The following is a 15,982-nucleotide window of genomic DNA, read 5'->3' on the forward strand; positions in this document are numbered from 1 at the left end:
CACGAGCCGATAGCGTGCGCGCGTGGACTTCGGCACGCACTGGCAGGTGTACGTCACCGTGCCGGTCATCGCGGCCCTGATCGGCTACGTCACCAAGCGCGTCGCCATCGAGATGATGTTCCGGCCCCTGGAGTTCGTCGGCCTGAAACCCTTCGGCTGGCAGGGCGTGCTGCCGGCGAACGCCGAGCGGATGGCGGCCACCGCCACCGAGATGCTGACGACCAACCTCGTCGACCCGAAGGAGATCTTCGCCCGGCTCGACCCGGCGGAAGTGGCGAAGGAGATCGAGCAGCCGCTGCTGAAGGTCGTCGAGGACGTCACCCGCGAGGTGATGGAGACCTACCAGCCGCGGCTGTGGGAGGTCCTGCCGAACAGCGCGCAGCAGCTGCTGCTCAAGCGCGTCCAGGCCGAGGCGCCGAAGGCGATCACCAAGATCATGCGGGAGATCGCCGGCAACATCGAGGACGTCCTCGACCTCAAGCACATGGTCGTGACGAACCTGGTCCGCGACAAAGCGCTGCTGAACCGGCTGATCCGGGACATCTCGCGGCCCGAGATGCGCTTCATCGCCCGCTCGGGCCTGGCGTTCGGGTTCGCGCTCGGCTGCGTCCAGCTCGTGGTGTGGGCGCTGACGAAGTCGCCGATCGTGCTGCCGCTGTTCGGCCTCGGCATCGGCTGGCTCACCGACTGGCTCGCCCTCAAGATGATCTTCCTGCCGCGCGAGCCGCGCCGGTTCTTCGGCCTCTACACCTGGCAGGGCGTCTTCCAGAAGCGCCGCGACCAGGTGGCCGCCGACTACGGCGACATGATCGCGCGCGAGATCATCACCATCCCGAACCTCCTCGAAGCGGTACTGCGCGGCCCGAAGTCCGACAAGCTGTTCGCGCTGATCACCCGCGAAGTGCAGAAGACGATCGACGCGCAGGCGAGCGTCGTCAAGCCGTTCGTCGCCATGGCCGTCGGCACGAAACGGTTCCAGGAGATGAAGCAGACGGCGGCGGCGAAGGCCGCGGAACGCGTCCCCGAGACGATCCGGCACGCCGAGGACTACGCGATCAACGCCCTCGACGTGCGCAACACGATCGTCGACCGGATGAAGAAGCTGAGCGCGCTCGAGTTCGAGCAGCTGCTGCGGCCGGCGTTCCGGCAGGACGAGTGGAAGCTGATCGCCGTCGGCGCGGTGATCGGCGGGCTCGTCGGAGAGCTGCAGGTGCTGGCACTGCTCGGTTAGCCGGTACGGTTTCGATCTCGGAACCGTGAGGGAGGCCGGAATGGACGCTGTCCTGCACGACCTCGCCCTGCACTGGCCGCTGTACGCGGCGATGCCGTTCGTCGCCGCGCTGATCGGGTACGTCACCAAGCGCGTCGCCATCGAAATGATGTTCCGGCCCCTCGAATTCGTCGGGATCCCGCCGCTGCTCGGCTGGCAGGGCGTCGTCCCGAAGCACGGCGGGCGGATGGCCGCGGTCGCCACCGAGCTGCTGACGGCGAACCTGCTCGACCTGCGCGAAGTCCTCGAGCGGATCGACCCGGTGATCATCACCAGCGAGCTGGAGCAGCCGCTGCTGCGCGCGGTCGACCACACCGCGCGCGAAGTGCTGGCCGAGCACCACCCGCGGCTGTGGGAGGTCCTGCCGACGCTGGCGCAGGAGATGCTGATCAAGCAGGTCCAGGCGTCGGCGCCGCGGCTGGTGCGGGAGTTCCTCGACGACGTCCGCGAGAACCTCGACGAGGTGCTCGACGTCCAGCACATGACGGTCCAGCGGCTGACCCGGGACAAGAAGCTGCTCGTCCGGCTGATCCGCGAGACGTCCCGGCCCGAGATGGCGTTCATCGCGCGGATGGGCATCTACTTCGGCTTCGGGCTCGGCCTGGTCCAGACGATCGTGTGGGCGTTCACGCGCGAGCCGTGGGTGCTGCCGGTCTTCGGCGGGGTCATCGGGCTGTGCACGGACTGGCTGGCGATCAAGCTGATCTTCGTCCCGCGCGAGCCGGTCCGCGTCGGCCGGGTGATCTTCCAGGGCAAGTTCCAGCGCCGCCGCGCCGAGGTGGCCCGGCAGTACGGCGAGCTGATCGCGACCGAGGTCCTGACGGTCCAGAACCTCCTGGACGCGATCCTGCGCGGCCCCCGCGCGGACCGCCTGGCGGCCCGGGTGGAGCGCCTGGTGTCGGAGACCGTCGACGCGCAGATGCCGCTGGCCTGGACAGTCGGCGGCACCCGCCTGCGCGAGATGAAGCACGCGGCGGCCCGGAAGGCCCTCGAACAGCTGCCGGACACGGCCCGGTACGCCGAGGGGTACCTGACCGAGGCGATGGACGTCGCGAAGGTGATCGAGCAGCGGATGCTGGCGCTGACGCCGCTGGAGTTCGAGGGCCTGCTGCGGCCGGCGTTCCGGCAGGACGAGTGGAAGCTGATCGCGGTGGGTGGCGTGATCGGTTTCGTGGTGGGTGAGCTGCAGGTCCTGCTGATGCTGGGTTAGGCCGCCGCGGACCGGGCGTGGGTTGCTGCCCGTCCCAAGGGGGTGCGTCCTGTCCCGAGCTCGCGCGGCCTACCAGTCCGTCGGTTACCCGGCCGGGGCAGCGCCGCGATCAGCGACACGCTCCAGGTGCAGTGAGTCAGGCCGCCGCGACGAGGGCCGGTTCCACCGTGCTGACCCTCGTCCGGCGGTCGCGCTGCCACGCCAGTACCCGGCACACCACGTAGATCAGGAACGAAATCGCCGTCACGAACGCGCTCACCGGCAGGCCCGGCGCCAGCGACAGCACGATCCCGCCGATCGCCGCCACCTCGGCGAACACCACCGAAAGCACGGTCGCCTTCCACGGGGACGCGGTCACGCGGGCCGCCGCCGCGGCCGGGGTCACCATCAGCGCCACCACCAGCAGCGAGCCGACCACCTTCACGCTCAGCGCCGTGGACACCCCCACCAGCAGCGCGAACACCACGGTCAGCGTCTTCACCGGGACCCCGCGCGCCACGGCCACGTTCCGGTCCACCGAAGCGAACAGCAACGGCCGGTACACCAGCGCCAGCACCGCCAGCACCACCACCGACGACACCACGAACAAGGTCAGGTTCGTCGAGTCGATCGTGATGATCTGGCCGGTCAGGATCCCGAACTTGTTCCCGGAGCGTCCTTTGTAGAACGACAGGAACAGCACGCCCATGCCCAGCCCGAAGGACAGGATCACGCCGATCACCGAGTCGCGGTCGGCGTCGCGGGCACCCAGGATGCCCAGCAGCAGGGCCGCCGCCACCGCGCCGATCAGCGCGCCGTACTCGACGCCGATGCCGAGCAGCAGGGCCGCCGCGCCGCCGGTGAACGCCAGCTCGGACGTCCCGTGCACCGCGAACGACATCCGCCGCATCACGATCAGCGGGCCCAGCACCCCGGCCACCAGGCCGAGGACCAGGGCCGCCAGCAGGGCGGTCTGCACCCCGGGAAGCTCGGTGATCAGCTCCCAGGTCTTGCCGAAGTCGAACAGATCCAAGACTCAGCCCACTTGCTCTTCGACGTCGTGTTCGTGGTGGTGCGGCTCGGCCTCGCACAACGCGCTCTGCGCGCCCGCGATGTGGATCTGGCCGCCGACCTTGAGCACCTCGACACGGGTGCCGTACAGCTCCGACAGCGTCTCGGTGGTCATGACCTCGTCCGGCTTGCCGATCCGGAACTGGCCGTTGACCAGGTACAGCACCCGGTCGACGAACGGCAGCACCGGGTTGATCTCGTGGGTCACGAACAGCACCGCCGTGCCCGCCGTGCTCCGCCGCGCGTCGATCAGCTCGCTGATCGCGCGCTGGTGCGCCAGGTCGAGCGACAGCAGCGGCTCGTCGCAGAGCAGCACTTCGGGGTCGCCGACCAGGGCCTGCGCCACCCGCAGCCGCTGCTGCTCGCCGCCGGAGAGCCGGCCGACCGGCTGCTTCGCGTACCTCGTGGCCCCCACCGCCTCGATCGCCGCGGCGACCTGGCGACGCCGGGCCGCCATGCCGGCCAGCCCGAAGCCCCAGCGGTGCCCGTCCAAGCCCAGCCCGACCAGGTCGACGCCGCGCAGCGTCAGCGACTCGTCGATCGCACGCTGCTGCGGGATGTAGCCGACCTTGCGGTTCGCGCCACCCGGACGGCCGCCCGCGATCTCGACCGTGCCCGCCGACAGGTCCTGCATGCCGAGCAGCGCCTTGAGGAAGCTGCTCTTGCCGGAACCGTTCGGGCCGAGGACGGCAAGGAACTCGCCCGGCTCGACGACGAGGTCCAGCCCCGACCACAGGGTCCGGGGTCCGAACGCGAGCCCGGCCCCGCGGACCCGGACCGCGGGACGTACGTCGTCTGAGACGGGAGGCATGGTTACTTTAACGCCCCTGCCAGCGCAGCTACTTCCCCGGTCATCCAGCCAATGTAGTCGGTCACACCCGGCGGCAGCGTCTCGGTCACGTCGACGACGCCGATCCCGGCCGCCTTCGCCTGCCCGACGACGTCCTGGGTCAGCGGGGTCACCGTCTGCGCGTTGTTGATCAGCGCCTTGACCTGTTTGGTGGCGATGAGCTGCTTGTACTCGCTCACGGCGCCGGCCGGGACGTCCGTGTCGTTCTCGACGGCGTCCGAGAAGGCCTTCGGCGTCGCGTCCGTCAGCTTCGCGCTCCGGAGCAGGTAGTGCGCCACCGGCTCGGTGACGACGACCTTCGTGTCCGGGTGCGCCGCGCCCAGCTCGCCGAGCTGCTTCTCCAGCGCGTCGACCTTCGCCTTGAACGCGGTCGCGTTGTCGGCGAACTGCTGCTTCGACGCGGGCTCGAGCTCGCCGAGCTGCGCCGCGACCTGGTCGGCGACCTTGCCGACGCCCGGCAGGTCGTACCAGACGTGCTCGTTCTCGTCGCCGGTCGCGGCGATGTCGTAGGCGACGAGCTTCTTCGCGTCCCCGGCTTGCGCGGTGAGCTTGTCGAAGAACTCGTCGTAGCCGCCGCCGTTGGACAGCAGCAGCTTCGCGTCCTTCGCCGCCAACGCGTCATCAGCCGTCGTCTCGTACGAGTGCGGGTCGGCCGACGGGTCGTGGATGATCGACTTGACCTCGACCTTGTCGCCGCCGACGGCGTTCACGACGCTGCCCCAGACGTCCGTCGAAGCCACGACCTCGATCTTGCCGGACCCGCCGGACTGAGCGCCGCCGCCGGAGCACGCGGCCAGTGCGAGCACGGACAGGGCCGAAGCGGCAGCGAGCACGCTCCTGGTGCGGCGGGAACTCATCGGTTGACTCCTGAGTGGGACGCAGACGCTAATGGAAACCGTTGTCAGATTCACCTTACCCCATCCGGATGACTTTCTGGCCATCGGATGGCGCTTTGGTGTATGCGTCTTCGCGCATGCGGATCGAGACATCGACCACGCGGGGTGTCTCTTCAGGAAACCGTTCTGAACCGTTACGGTTTGCTGATGGGACGTCCTATTCGCACCCGGAGGCAGGCGACGCTGGCGTCGCTCGCGGCAGAGCTCGGTGTGTCCAGGACCACGGTGTCCAACGCCTACAACCGGCCGGACCAGCTGTCCCCGGAACTGCGCCGCCGCGTCCTCGAGACCGCCCGGCGCCTCGGCTACCCCGGTCCCGACCCGGTCGCCCGCTCCCTGCGCACGCGCAAGGCGGGCGCGGTCGGGCTGCTGCTCACCGAGAACCTCTCCTACGCCTTCCGCGACCCCGCCGCCGTCGGTGTCCTCGAAGGACTGGCCCTGGCCTGCGAAGACGCCGGTGTCGGCCTGCACCTGGTGCCGGCCAGCCCGGGCCGCGAAGACGTCGCCGCGGTGCACCGCGCGGGCGTCGACGGCTTCGTCGTCTACTCCGTGCCGGACGACGACCCGCACCTGGCCGCGGTGCTCGAGCGGCCGGTGCCGACGGTGATCATCGACCAGCCGAGCCTCGAAGGCATCGACCGCGTCGGCCCGGACGACGCGGCGGCGGTCGGCAAGATCGCCGAGCACCTGGTGACGCTGGGGCACCGGCAGGTCGGCGTGATCTGCATGCGGCTGGCCCGCGAGCGCAACGACGACTTCGTCTCGGCGACCCGGCAGAGCGGCGCGCACTTCCACGTCCAGCGCACCCGGCTGGAGGCGCTGGCCGTGGCGTTCTCCGCGGCGGGTGTCGACTGGGCGGGCGTCCCGGTGGTCGAGCGCTTCGACCACACGGTGGACGACGGCGCGTCCGCGGCCCGCCAGCTCCTGGACGCCTACCCGCAGATCACGGCGGTGATCTGCACCTCCGACATCCTCGCGATCGGCGCCATGGCCGAGGCCGAGCGGCGCGGGCTGCGGGTGCCGCAGGACCTGACGGTGACCGGCTTCGACGGCATCGCCGAGGCCGAGCGGATCGGGCTCACCACGGTCCACCAGCCGGTGCTGGAGAAGGGCAAGACGGCCGGCCGGCTGCTGCTCAGCTCGGGCGACCGGAGCGCGCCGAAGGTGATCACCTTGCCGACCGAGCTGCGCGTCGGCCGGACGTCGGGGCCGCCCAGGACCGTCGAGGAGCCCTGGTTCGGGGGCTGACCTCGTGACATTGCTCTTAGCGCATTGCCCAGCTGGGTAGTCACCCGGTCAAATGGAGTGGTCAAACCCGCGCCGCGGGGCCACTGGCCGGAAGGTGACCGATGACCTCGATCGACGTACTGCTCAAGCGCAACCAGGAACTGGGCGAGGTGACGCCCGGCGACCGGTCGTCCCCCAAGCCGTCGCTCCAGGTGGCCATCCTGACCTGCATGGACGCCCGGATCCGGGTGTTCGAGCTGTTCGGCCTGCTGCAGGGCGAGTCCCACGTCCTCCGCAACGCGGGCGGCGTGGTGACCGACGACATGATCCGCTCGCTCGCCCTTTCGCAGCGCAAGCTGGGGACCCGCGAGGTGCTGATCGTCCAGCACACCGAGTGCGGCCTCTCGATGGTGACCGAGGACGACTTCAAGGACGAGCTCGAGAGCGACACGGGCCTGCGTCCGACGTGGTCGGTCGAGGCGTTCCGCAACGTCGAGAACAGCGTCCGGACGTCGGTGGAGCGGGTGCGGCGCAGTGCGTACCTGCCGCACACGGAGACCGTCCGCGGGTTCGTCTACGACGTGAAGACCGGGAAGCTCACCGAGGTCCAGTAGCATCCGCATTCAGATGTTGCCGACATCTGGATGGGGACAGCATGCGCATTCTGTTCGCCGGGCTCGCGTCCGCCGGGCACACGTTCCCGATGGTCCCGCTCGCGGCCGCGGCGCGGGACATCGGGCACGAGGTGCACTTCGCCGCCGGCGAGCACGTCCACGAGCCGCTGCGAGGGCTGAACCCGTTCCGGCCGGCGGACTCGTTCTACGAGATCTACGCCGAAGACCTCGAACCGGACCTGCGGCGGCTGCGGCCGGACCTGGTCGTGCACGGGTGGGGCGTTCCCGAGGTGGCCGTGGCCGCCCGGCGCGCCGGGATCCCGGCGCTCTGGCACGGGTTCGGCCGGATGATCCCCGACGGCATCGGGTTCGAGCGGCCCGCCGGCGGGGTGCACGTCGACATCTGCCCGCCGTCGCTGCAGGACACGAACTTCCTCGCGACCGCCGAGCGCATCCCGCTGCGGCCGGTGCCGTTCGCCGAGCCGGGCGGCTTCCGGGGACCGCTGGTCTACCTCACGCTCGGCACCGCCTTCGGGACCCCGGAGGTGCTCGAGACCGCGATCCGGGGGCTGGCCACGCTCGGCACGCACGTCGTGGTGGCCACCGGCGGGGTGCCCATCGGGCCGCAGCCGGCGCACGTGACGGCCCGGACCTGGGTCCCGCAGGCAGCGGCGCTCGCGCACGCCGACCTGGTCGTGCACCACGGCGGCAGCGGCACCACGCTGGGGGCGCTCGCCGCCGGCGTCCCGCAGCTGGTCCTGCCGCAGGGCGCCGACCAGTTCGCCAACGCCGAGGCGCTCCTCGCCGCGGGAGCCGCGGTGCGCCTCCTGCCCGGCGAGCTGAGCGCGGACGCCGTCGCCGAACAGGCGCGCAAGGCGTCCTCCTGCCGTGCCGCGGCCCGCGCGATCGCCGGAGAAATCGCCGCCATGCCCTCGCCGGCCGAGGTCGCCCGCGGGCTGCCGAAGCACGCGAAGTAGCCTCCCGGCGTGGCTGTGGACGCTGACGTACTGCTCGACTGGTTCTCCGCGCACGGCCGGGATCTCCCGTGGCGCGAGCCCACCTGCTCGGCCTGGGGTGTCCTGGTCAGCGAAATCATGCTCCAGCAGACCCCGGTCGTCCGGGTGCAGCCGATCTGGCACGAGTGGATGGCGCGCTGGCCGGTGCCGTCCGCGCTGGCGGCGTCTTCCCAGGGCGAGGTCGTGCGGGCCTGGGGAAAGCTCGGCTACCCGCGCCGGGCACTGCGGCTGCACGAGGCCGCCGGGGTGATCGCCCGCGACCACGGGGACGTCGTTCCGTCCGATGTGGACACCCTGCTCGCGCTGCCCGGGATCGGCGCCTACACCGCGCGGGCCGTCGCCGCGTTCGCCTACGGGCGGCGGGCGCCGGTCGTCGACACGAACGTCCGGCGGGTCGTCGCGCGGGCGGTGCACGGGGCCGGGGACGCCGGGCCCGCGTCCAACACCCGGGACATGAACGACGTCGAGGCGCTCCTGCCGGCCGAAGACGCGCCCGCGGCGAAGTTTTCCGCGGCGATCATGGAACTCGGCGCGCTGATCTGCACCGCGCGCGCCCCGAAGTGCGCGGACTGCCCGATCTACGACGAATGCGCGTGGCAGCACGCCGGACGACCCGAGTACACCGGCCCGGCCAAGCCGGTGCAGCGGTACGCGGGCACCGACCGGTACGTCCGCGGCCGGCTGCTCGACGTGCTGCGCGGCAGCGAAGGCCCGGTCGAGAAGGCGAAGCTGGACCTCGTCTGGCACGACGGCGGCCAGCGCGACCGCTGCCTGGACTCCCTGCTCGTCGACGGCCTGCTGGAGCAGACCCGCGACGGCCTCTTCGCCCTGCCAGGTGAACACTAACGCGCTACAACCAAAGTTGGTCAATAGTTGTCATTGGCGCGCTGCGGAGTTACCGTTTCACGCATGGTCACTGTTGACCGCCGGACCCTGCTGAAGGCGGGGGTGACCGCGACCGCGGCCGGCGCACTGGGGATGACGACCACGGGGACGGCCGGCGCGGCCGTCCCGGTTCCGGCGATCCACCCGACGTCCGACTGGGGTGCCCGGCCCGCCAACGGCACGATCGTGGTGGAGAACCACAAGCCGACCTACATCGTCGTGCACCACGCGGTCGACCCGCCGATGAACGACGACTTCTCGCTGGAGCGCGCCTACTACGTCTCGCGGTACATCCAGAACCTGCACATGGACAAGAACGGCTGGATCGACAGCGGCCAGCAGTTCACGAACAGCCGCGGCGGGTACATCACCGAAGGGCGGCACCGCAGCCTGGAGATCCTGCGCGGCGGCACGCAGCACGTGCAGGGCGCGAACGTCGGCAACCACAACAGCGAGGTCATCGGCATCGAAAACGAGGGCCTGTACAGCACGGTGGACGTGCCGGCGGCGCTGTGGAACTCGCTGGTCTCGCTGGTCGCCTACATCGCGAGCCAGTACGGCATCGCGCCGGAGTTCATCAAGGGCCACCGCGACTTCAACTCGACCGAGTGCCCCGGCCAGGTGCTCTACAACCGGCTGCCGGAGCTGCGGACCGCCGTCGGCCGCGTCCTCGGCGTTCCGGTGGCGCGGGCCGAGGCCGAGTGGCCACTGCTCAAGCCGGGTGACACGGGCCGTCAGGTGCAGCTGGCGCAGCAGTTCCTGCGTGCGTCCGGGTTCGGGGTACCGACGGACGGCGTCTTCGGGAAGTCCACAAAGGACGCCGTGGCCGCTTTGTCCGTTCAGGCCGGTTTGCCGCGCCACACGTGCACCGCGACCAAGGTGACCGACGAAACCGGGTTCCTCGGCGCCGACGTGTGGCCGCTGATCGTCCCCGCCGACCGCTCCACAGCGGCCTGGCGAGCGGACCTCGCCCGCACGTAACGGACGACACGCGTACCCAGCGGGACGACACGCGTACTCGGTTGGACGACACGGCGGCTCAACGTCGCGCCGGTCGTGTCGTCCGTCCAGGTACGCGTGTCGTCCGTCCAGGTACGCGTGTCGTCCGTCCAGGCACGCGTGTCGTCCGGTTCAGCGGTTCAGGACCTGGCTGAGGAAGGCCTCGACGGCGCCGCGGTAGGTCTCCGGGGCCTCGTCGTGGGGCAGGTGGGCCGAACCCGGGACCACGAGATGGCGAGCGTCGGGCACCCGCGAAGCGGCTTCGGCCTGCTGACCGGGCGGCATCGCCGTGTGCTCGCCCTCGACCAGCAGCAGCGGGCAGCGGATCGCCTCGACGACGTCCCAGTAGTCCCGGCGGCCCCACTCCGCCGCGATGACGTACAGGTCTTCGAGGTCCGCGACCAGGTGGAACCCGTCGGCACGCTCCTCGACGCAGTCCGCGAAGTACTCGCCCGCGTCGCCGAAGAACTCGCGGACGTGGTCCAGGGACTTGAACGGCACCGGCCAGCTCTCGAAGTACCCGCGCCAGGTCTCGACGGTCCGGCCGCGCTGGTCCGGCGCGAAGTCCTCGGAGACGACCGCGCGCACCAGCTCCGGGTGCCGCGCGGCGGTCGCCCACGCGTGCAGGCCGCCCATCGAGTGCCCGATGAGCACCGCCGGACCGGCGTCGAGGGACCGCAGCGCTTCGGCGACGTCCTCGGCGAACCGCTCGGTCGTCCACGGGCCGACACGCGGGGCGTTCCCGTGGCCGCGCGCGTCCAAGCCGTACACCGCGCCGTAGGGCCGGAGCCACTCCGCGACCCGCCACCACGTCCGCGCGCGGCCCATCAGGCCGTGGAGCAGAACGATCGGCACACCGCTGCCGCCGAAACAGAGCACGCGGCCACCTAACCACAAAACCCCTGGTGCGGAACGTGACCAAACGATCGCAATCCATCACCTATGGTGGTCGTATGCGCCGCCGACTCACCGCACTGGCTGTCTGCGCCGCCGTGGTACTCGCCGCGGCGTGCGGCGGCGACGCCGTCACCCTGCCGCCCCCGCCGCCGCCCGTGCACCCGGTTCCGGGCGCGTCCGGCGCCGGCGACCCGTACTACCCCGACGACGGCAACGGCGGTTACGACGCGCTCGCCTACCAGGTCGACGTCAAGTACGACCCGCCGAGCGGCCACCTCGACGGCGACACGACGGTGACCGCGAAGGCCACCCAGGACCTGAGCCGGTTCGACCTCGACCTGCGCGGGCTGGACGTGCACGGCGTCGAGGTCGACGGCAAGCCGGCGACGTTCACCCGCGAGAAGGCGTTCGAGCTGGTCGTCACGCCGGCCGCCCCGATCCGGGCCGGGACGACCTTCCGCACCCGCGTCCGCTACGGCGGCGACCCGGCCAAGACCCCGCACGACGGCGGCAGCGAGAACGGCTGGAAGCACTCGGCCGACGGCGGCGCGTACATGGTCGGCGAGCCGCACTCGGCGGCGTTCTGGTACCCGGCGAACGAAACCCCGCGCGACAAGGCCACCTTCACGCTCACCGCGCACGTCCCGCCGGGCTGGACGGTGGTCTCGAACGGCCGCGAGGGCCCGCCGGGCACCTGGACCGAGCCGACTCCGGTGGCGACCTACCTGACGACGATCGCGATCGGCAGGTTCGGTGTCGACAGATCGACCTTGCCGGACGGGACCCCGGTGGTCTCGGCGTACGCGCCGGGCGCCGAAGCCCGCCGCGCGATCGGCGACCGCCTGCCCGAGGTGCTCGGCTTCCTGAGCGGCAAGTTCGGCCCGTACCCGCAGTCGGCGGCGGGCGGGATCTTCCTGAACGAAGACGTCCCGTTCTCGCTCGAGACGCAGACCCGGCCGACGTACGCCAAGTGGGCCGACCTGCCGACGCTGGTGCACGAGAACGCCCACCAGTGGTTCGGCGACTCCGTCTCGCTCAAGAGCTGGTCGGACATCTGCCTGAACGAGTGCTTCGCGTCGTACTCTCAGTGGCTGTGGGCCGAGCGCGAGGGCCAGAACCTGGACGACCGCTACCGGGCGGCCATCGAGATCACGCGCGGCAGCACGGACTTCTGGGCCCAGAAGCTGGTCGGCATGGGCCAGGGCCACGAGTTCGAAGGCGTCTACAACAAGGGCATCCTGGCGCTGCACGCCCTGCGCCGCGAAATCGGCGACCCGGCGTTCGCCAAGCTGCTGCGCGAGTGGCCGGCCCGGTTCCGCCACGGCAACGCGACGTGGCCCGAGTTCGAAGCCATGGCGACCCGGATCGGCGGCAAGGACCTGCGGACGTTCTTCGACGCCTGGTTCCGCGGCACGACCCTCCCGGCCGACGCCGACCTGTTCCCCGGGTCACTGCGCAGCTGAGCTGCCCAGCAACGACCGCGTCAGCGCACTCCGCGCGTCCTGCATCTCCCGCAGCGCCGCCGTCAGCTCCTCGTCGCCGACGGACACGTCCTCGTCCGGGCGCGCGGCCAGCGCCCGCAGCGACGCCCGCCGCAGCAGCTCCTTCGCGAACGACGCCGTCATCCCGGCCGTCGCCTCGACCACCGGGCCCAGGTCCGCCGTCAGCTTCAGGCCGCGGGCGTACAGCCGCAGCAGTGCCGCCCGCCCCGCCGCGTCCGGCAGCGGGATCTCGACGGCGAGGTCGACGCGGCCCGGCCGGTCCGCCAGCGCCTTCTCCAGCTCGCTCGCCCGGTTGGTGGTGAGCAGGAACGTCACGTCGGCGTCGCCGCCCACGCCGTCCATCGCGTCGAGCAGGGTGAACAGCAGCGGCTGGACCATCGGCCCGTAGCTGCGGTCCTGCGCGATCAGGTCGACGTCCTCGAGCACGACCACGCTCGGCTGCAGCCGGCGCGCCAGCTCGGCCGCCTTGCCGATGAACTTCATCGCCGCGCCGGTCAGGATGAGCACCGTGGTCTCCGGCAGGCGGCTCATCAGGTAGCGGACCGTGTGCGTCTTGCCGGTGCCGGGCGCGCCGTGCAGCAGCAGCCCGCGCTTGAGGTGCTGGCCCGCCGCCAGCAGCCGCTTGCCGTGTTCGGCGATCCCGGCCGTGTGCCGCTCGATCGCCTCGAGCACGCCGTCGGGCAGGACCACCTCTTCGCCGGTCAGCGCGGGCCGCGGCAGGAACGTGAGCAGCTCGTTGCCGCGGTGCTCGCTGGTGCCGAAGGCCAGCACCTGGCCCCGCAGGAGGTCGTGCTCGGCCATCTGGCGCTCGACGCGGTCGCGCACTTCGGTGGCGGTCACCCGGGACGTCGCGAGCACCTCCAGCCGGCACTGCTCGAGCCCCCACTGCGGGTTCGGGCCGCGGATGGCGAGCAGCACCGGCTCGCCGCCCGGGGCGCACGTGCCGACCAGCCCGAGCTGGACCGCCTCGGTCGCGGTGTCCGGACCGGTCGCCGTGGTCGTGTAGTCCACCGAGCCGAGCTCGTACATGCCCTGCCGCCGCGCGATCGCGAGCATCCCGATCAGGTCTTCGTGCGGGCGCTGGCCGCCCGCGACGCCGAACCAGTTCACGGCCGTGCCGTGCGCGGCCAGGTAGGCGTCGACGCCGCGCTGGAGGTTGGCGTGCTCCCACATCGGCCAGTTCCGGGTCACCACCACCACTTCCGGCAGCGCCGCCCCCAGGTGGCCGGTCACCCGCTCGATCAGTTCGCTGCTCTGGCCGCTCGCGACCTCGTCCGCGGTGGCGCGGACGATCCGGGCGAGGTCGGCGGCGAGAGCGCGCTCGGTACTCCCCATGCCTTCCACAGTGGCACGGGTCACACGTGGGGGCCAACTAGGCTGGGCGCCATGAGTGTCGTGAAGATCAACGCGATCGAGGTCCCCGAGGGCGCCGGCCCCGAGCTGGAGAAGCGGTTCGCCGCGCGCATGCACTCCGTCGACGAGCAGCCGGGCTTCCTCGGCTTCGAGCTGCTGCGGCCGGTTTCCGGCGAGACGCGCTACTTCGTCTACACGAAGTGGGAGACCGAGGAGCACTACCAGGCTTGGGCGAAGGGCGGCCCGGCCGCGGCGGCGCACGCGGGCGAGCGCGCCAAGCCCGTGTCCACCGGCGCGAACCTGCTGGAGTTCGAGGTCGTCCTCGGTTCGCAGCCGGGTGAGTGAGCAGGCCGCCGAGCTCCTGGCCGGCGCCGGCGCGCTGCTGATCTGCGCCGGCGCCGGCATGGGCGTCGACTCCGGGCTGCCGGACTTCCGCGGCGTCGAAGGCTTCTGGCGCGCGTACCCGCCGTACGCCCGGCTCGGGCTGCGGTTCGAGGAGCTCGCCGACCCGCGGCACTTCGCCGACGACCCCGAGCTGGCCTGGGGCTTCTACGGGCACCGGCGTTCGCTGTACCGCCGGACGGTGCCGCACGACGGCTTCCGGCTGCTGCTCTCGCTGGGCGAACGCCTGCCCGGCGGCGCCCGCGTGTTCACGTCCAATGTGGACGGCCAGTTCCAGAAGGCGGGCTTCGGGTTCGTGGCGGAGGCGCACGGCTCGATCCACCACCTGCAGTGCCTCGACGGGTGCACGACCGGCATCTGGCCGGCCGACGCGGACGTCGTGGTCGACGAGGAGACGATGCGCGCGGTACCGCCGCTGCCGTCGTGCCCCCGCTGCGGCGGCCTCGCGCGCCCCAACATCCTGATGTTCGGCGACTTCTCCTGGGTCCCGGACCGCAGCCAGGCCCAGCTCGACGAGCTGACGGCGTGGCGCCGGACCGCCCGGGACCTCGTGGTGGTCGAACTGGGCGCGGGCCAGGCGGTCCCGACGGTCCGCCGCTACGCCGAGCTGGCGAGCGCGGCCACCGGCGCGTTGATCCGCATCAACCCGCGGGAACCGGAGATCCGCCACGGCCGCGGCGTGTCGATCGCGGCCGGTGCGTTGGAAACGCTCGAGCGGCTCGTGCCGCGCTGATCACGGCAGGCGGACTTCGGCGAACACCGCCCGATGATCGCTGCCGGTGACGTCGAACACGCGGTAGTCCAGCACCGCCGCGCGGTTGTCCACCGCCACGTGGTCGATCGTCACCACCGGCAGCGATGACGGCCACGTCGGGGTCAGGCCCTCGCCGCGCTCCTGGCCCGCGTCGCGGTAGCCGCGGGACAGGATCGTGCGGTACGCCGCGTGGTCCAGCGTCGCGTTGAAGTCGCCCGCCAGGATGCGCAGGCCGTGCTCGCCCGCCGGGCCGGAGAGGTCCTTGATCTCGCGTTCCCATTGCGGGGTGTCGACGTCCGGGGAGATCGGGTGGACGGCGACGATCTCGGCCACCACGCCGTCGCCGAGGTCGGCCTCGGCACCCGGCTGCTTGGCCGCCGAGTCACCGGTCAGGTTGACCTCCTTCAGCCGGAAGCGCGAGGCGATCCCCGAGCCGAACGCGCCCGGCGCCGGGTGCAGCACCCGGTTCGGCAGCAGGTCGAACAGCCCCGCCGCGGTCAGCCGGTCGACCGCCGACGGCGTCATCTCGACCAGGTTCAGCACGTCGATCCGCTGCTCGCGGACCAGGTCGACGACGGCCTTCGGGTCCGCCTGGCCGTAGAGCAGGTTCGAGGAGAGGATGCGCAGGGTCTTGCCGTGCAGCTCACGCGGGTCGCTCGCCGACATCCGCGGCAGGACGACCAGGGCCAGCGCGAGCGCCAGCACGAGCGCGACCCCGCCGGTCCACCACCGCCGCAACACCAGCGAGAGGACGCCGAGGAGCACCCCGGCGGCGGCCGCGAACGGCGTCAGCGACAGCGCGACCAGCGTGTACCAGCCGCCGTCGTAGCCCACCAGGCGCAGCGCGGCCAGCAGCGCCAGTGGCACCACCGGGACCACCAGCAGGCCCGTGACCAGCGGGTTCTTCCGCCGCGACCGCGTCTCTTCCGCAATGACCATGCTGCCGAGTATGCCGAGACCGGCGCCGGGCGGCGCGTGCCCCGACAACTCCTCCACAAGATCTCCACCAGCGCCTGCCAGCCGCTGACAGCGCGCTGTGCGCGGCCTACCAGCGCGG

General features: G+C 71.5%; 16 protein-coding genes. 10 read left to right on the plus strand and 6 right to left on the minus strand.

Annotation, left to right across the window (positions count from 1 at the left end):
• The first annotated feature begins 22 nt into the window (after positions 1–22).
• Positions 23–1,231, plus strand: a complete 1,209-nt coding sequence (locus tag ACWEGE_RS18215) for a DUF445 domain-containing protein (protein WP_449661620.1) — start codon at positions 23–25, stop codon at positions 1,229–1,231.
• A gap of 40 nt (positions 1,232–1,271) precedes the next feature.
• Positions 1,272–2,480, plus strand: a complete 1,209-nt coding sequence (locus tag ACWEGE_RS18220; RefSeq protein ID WP_449661621.1) for a DUF445 domain-containing protein — start codon at positions 1,272–1,274, stop codon at positions 2,478–2,480.
• 136 nt (positions 2,481–2,616) lie between these two features.
• On the opposite strand, the gene ACWEGE_RS18225 is transcribed toward ACWEGE_RS18220, so the two are convergent.
• Genes ACWEGE_RS18225 through ACWEGE_RS18235 form a run of 3 tightly spaced genes read right to left on the minus strand, consistent with a single transcriptional unit; the run spans position 2,617 to position 5,237 of the window.
• Positions 2,617–3,492, minus strand: coding sequence for a metal ABC transporter permease (locus tag ACWEGE_RS18225; RefSeq protein ID WP_449661622.1), 876 nt, complete (start codon positions 3,490–3,492; stop codon positions 2,617–2,619).
• Positions 3,493–3,495: 3 nt separating this feature from the next.
• Entirely contained in the window at positions 3,496–4,341 is an 846-nt protein-coding gene (locus ACWEGE_RS18230) for a metal ABC transporter ATP-binding protein (RefSeq protein WP_449661623.1), read from the minus strand.
• A 2-nt stretch (positions 4,342–4,343) separates the two neighbouring features.
• The gene (locus ACWEGE_RS18235) at positions 4,344–5,237 is read right to left on the minus strand and encodes a metal ABC transporter solute-binding protein, Zn/Mn family (protein ID WP_449661624.1); all 894 of its coding nucleotides are present in this window, start codon (positions 5,235–5,237) and stop codon (positions 4,344–4,346) included.
• Between the two features lie 186 nt (positions 5,238–5,423).
• Between ACWEGE_RS18235 and ACWEGE_RS18240 the strand changes: the two genes are divergently transcribed.
• The 5 genes from ACWEGE_RS18240 to ACWEGE_RS18260 all read left to right on the plus strand — a co-directional run bounded on the left by ACWEGE_RS18240 (position 5,424) and on the right by ACWEGE_RS18260 (position 9,999).
• Positions 5,424–6,524 carry a LacI family DNA-binding transcriptional regulator gene (locus ACWEGE_RS18240; RefSeq protein WP_449661625.1) on the plus strand — a complete coding sequence of 367 codons (1,101 nt, stop codon included), beginning with the start codon at positions 5,424–5,426 and terminating at the stop codon, positions 6,522–6,524.
• A 101-nt stretch (positions 6,525–6,625) separates the two neighbouring features.
• Positions 6,626–7,117, plus strand: a complete 492-nt coding sequence (locus ACWEGE_RS18245) for a beta-class carbonic anhydrase (protein ID WP_449661626.1) — start codon at positions 6,626–6,628, stop codon at positions 7,115–7,117.
• Between the two features lie 41 nt (positions 7,118–7,158).
• Positions 7,159–8,094 (plus strand): glycosyltransferase, encoded by a 936-nt coding sequence (locus tag ACWEGE_RS18250; RefSeq protein WP_449661627.1) that lies wholly within the window; start codon positions 7,159–7,161, stop codon positions 8,092–8,094.
• A gap of 9 nt (positions 8,095–8,103) precedes the next feature.
• Entirely contained in the window at positions 8,104–8,979 is an 876-nt protein-coding gene (locus ACWEGE_RS18255) for an A/G-specific adenine glycosylase (protein WP_449661628.1), read from the plus strand.
• A gap of 63 nt (positions 8,980–9,042) precedes the next feature.
• A complete protein-coding gene (locus ACWEGE_RS18260) occupies positions 9,043–9,999 on the plus strand; it encodes a peptidoglycan recognition protein family protein (RefSeq protein ID WP_449661629.1) in 957 nt (318 codons plus the stop codon).
• 150 nt (positions 10,000–10,149) lie between these two features.
• Here the strand turns inward: ACWEGE_RS18260 and ACWEGE_RS18265 are convergent, their stop codons facing one another.
• Entirely contained in the window at positions 10,150–10,896 is a 747-nt protein-coding gene (locus ACWEGE_RS18265) for an alpha/beta fold hydrolase (RefSeq protein WP_449661630.1), read from the minus strand.
• Positions 10,897–10,970: 74 nt separating this feature from the next.
• Here ACWEGE_RS18265 and ACWEGE_RS18270 point away from each other — a divergent pair, with 74 nt between their 5' ends.
• The gene (locus ACWEGE_RS18270; protein WP_449661631.1) at positions 10,971–12,377 is read left to right on the plus strand and encodes a M1 family metallopeptidase; all 1,407 of its coding nucleotides are present in this window, start codon (positions 10,971–10,973) and stop codon (positions 12,375–12,377) included.
• On the opposite strand, the gene ACWEGE_RS18275 is transcribed toward ACWEGE_RS18270, so the two are convergent.
• Positions 12,363–13,751, minus strand: a complete 1,389-nt coding sequence (locus ACWEGE_RS18275; RefSeq protein WP_449661632.1) for an AAA family ATPase — start codon at positions 13,749–13,751, stop codon at positions 12,363–12,365. The genes ACWEGE_RS18270 and ACWEGE_RS18275 overlap by 15 nt on opposite strands.
• Positions 13,752–13,802: 51 nt before the next feature.
• On the opposite strand from ACWEGE_RS18275, the gene ACWEGE_RS18280 reads away from it, so the two are divergent.
• Positions 13,803–14,114, plus strand: a complete 312-nt coding sequence (locus ACWEGE_RS18280) for an antibiotic biosynthesis monooxygenase family protein (protein ID WP_285986939.1) — start codon at positions 13,803–13,805, stop codon at positions 14,112–14,114.
• Positions 14,107–14,904, plus strand: coding sequence for an SIR2 family NAD-dependent protein deacylase (locus ACWEGE_RS18285; protein WP_449661633.1), 798 nt, complete (start codon positions 14,107–14,109; stop codon positions 14,902–14,904). Before ACWEGE_RS18280 ends, ACWEGE_RS18285 begins: the two co-directional genes overlap by 8 nt.
• Here ACWEGE_RS18285 and ACWEGE_RS18290 read toward each other — a convergent pair whose 3' ends face one another.
• Complete coding sequence (locus ACWEGE_RS18290; protein WP_449661634.1) at positions 14,905–15,921, minus strand: endonuclease/exonuclease/phosphatase family protein; 1,017 nt, start codon at positions 15,919–15,921, stop codon at positions 14,905–14,907.
• Positions 15,922–15,982: the final 61 nt, after the last annotated feature.

Source organism: Amycolatopsis sp. NPDC004747, assembly GCF_053601335.1.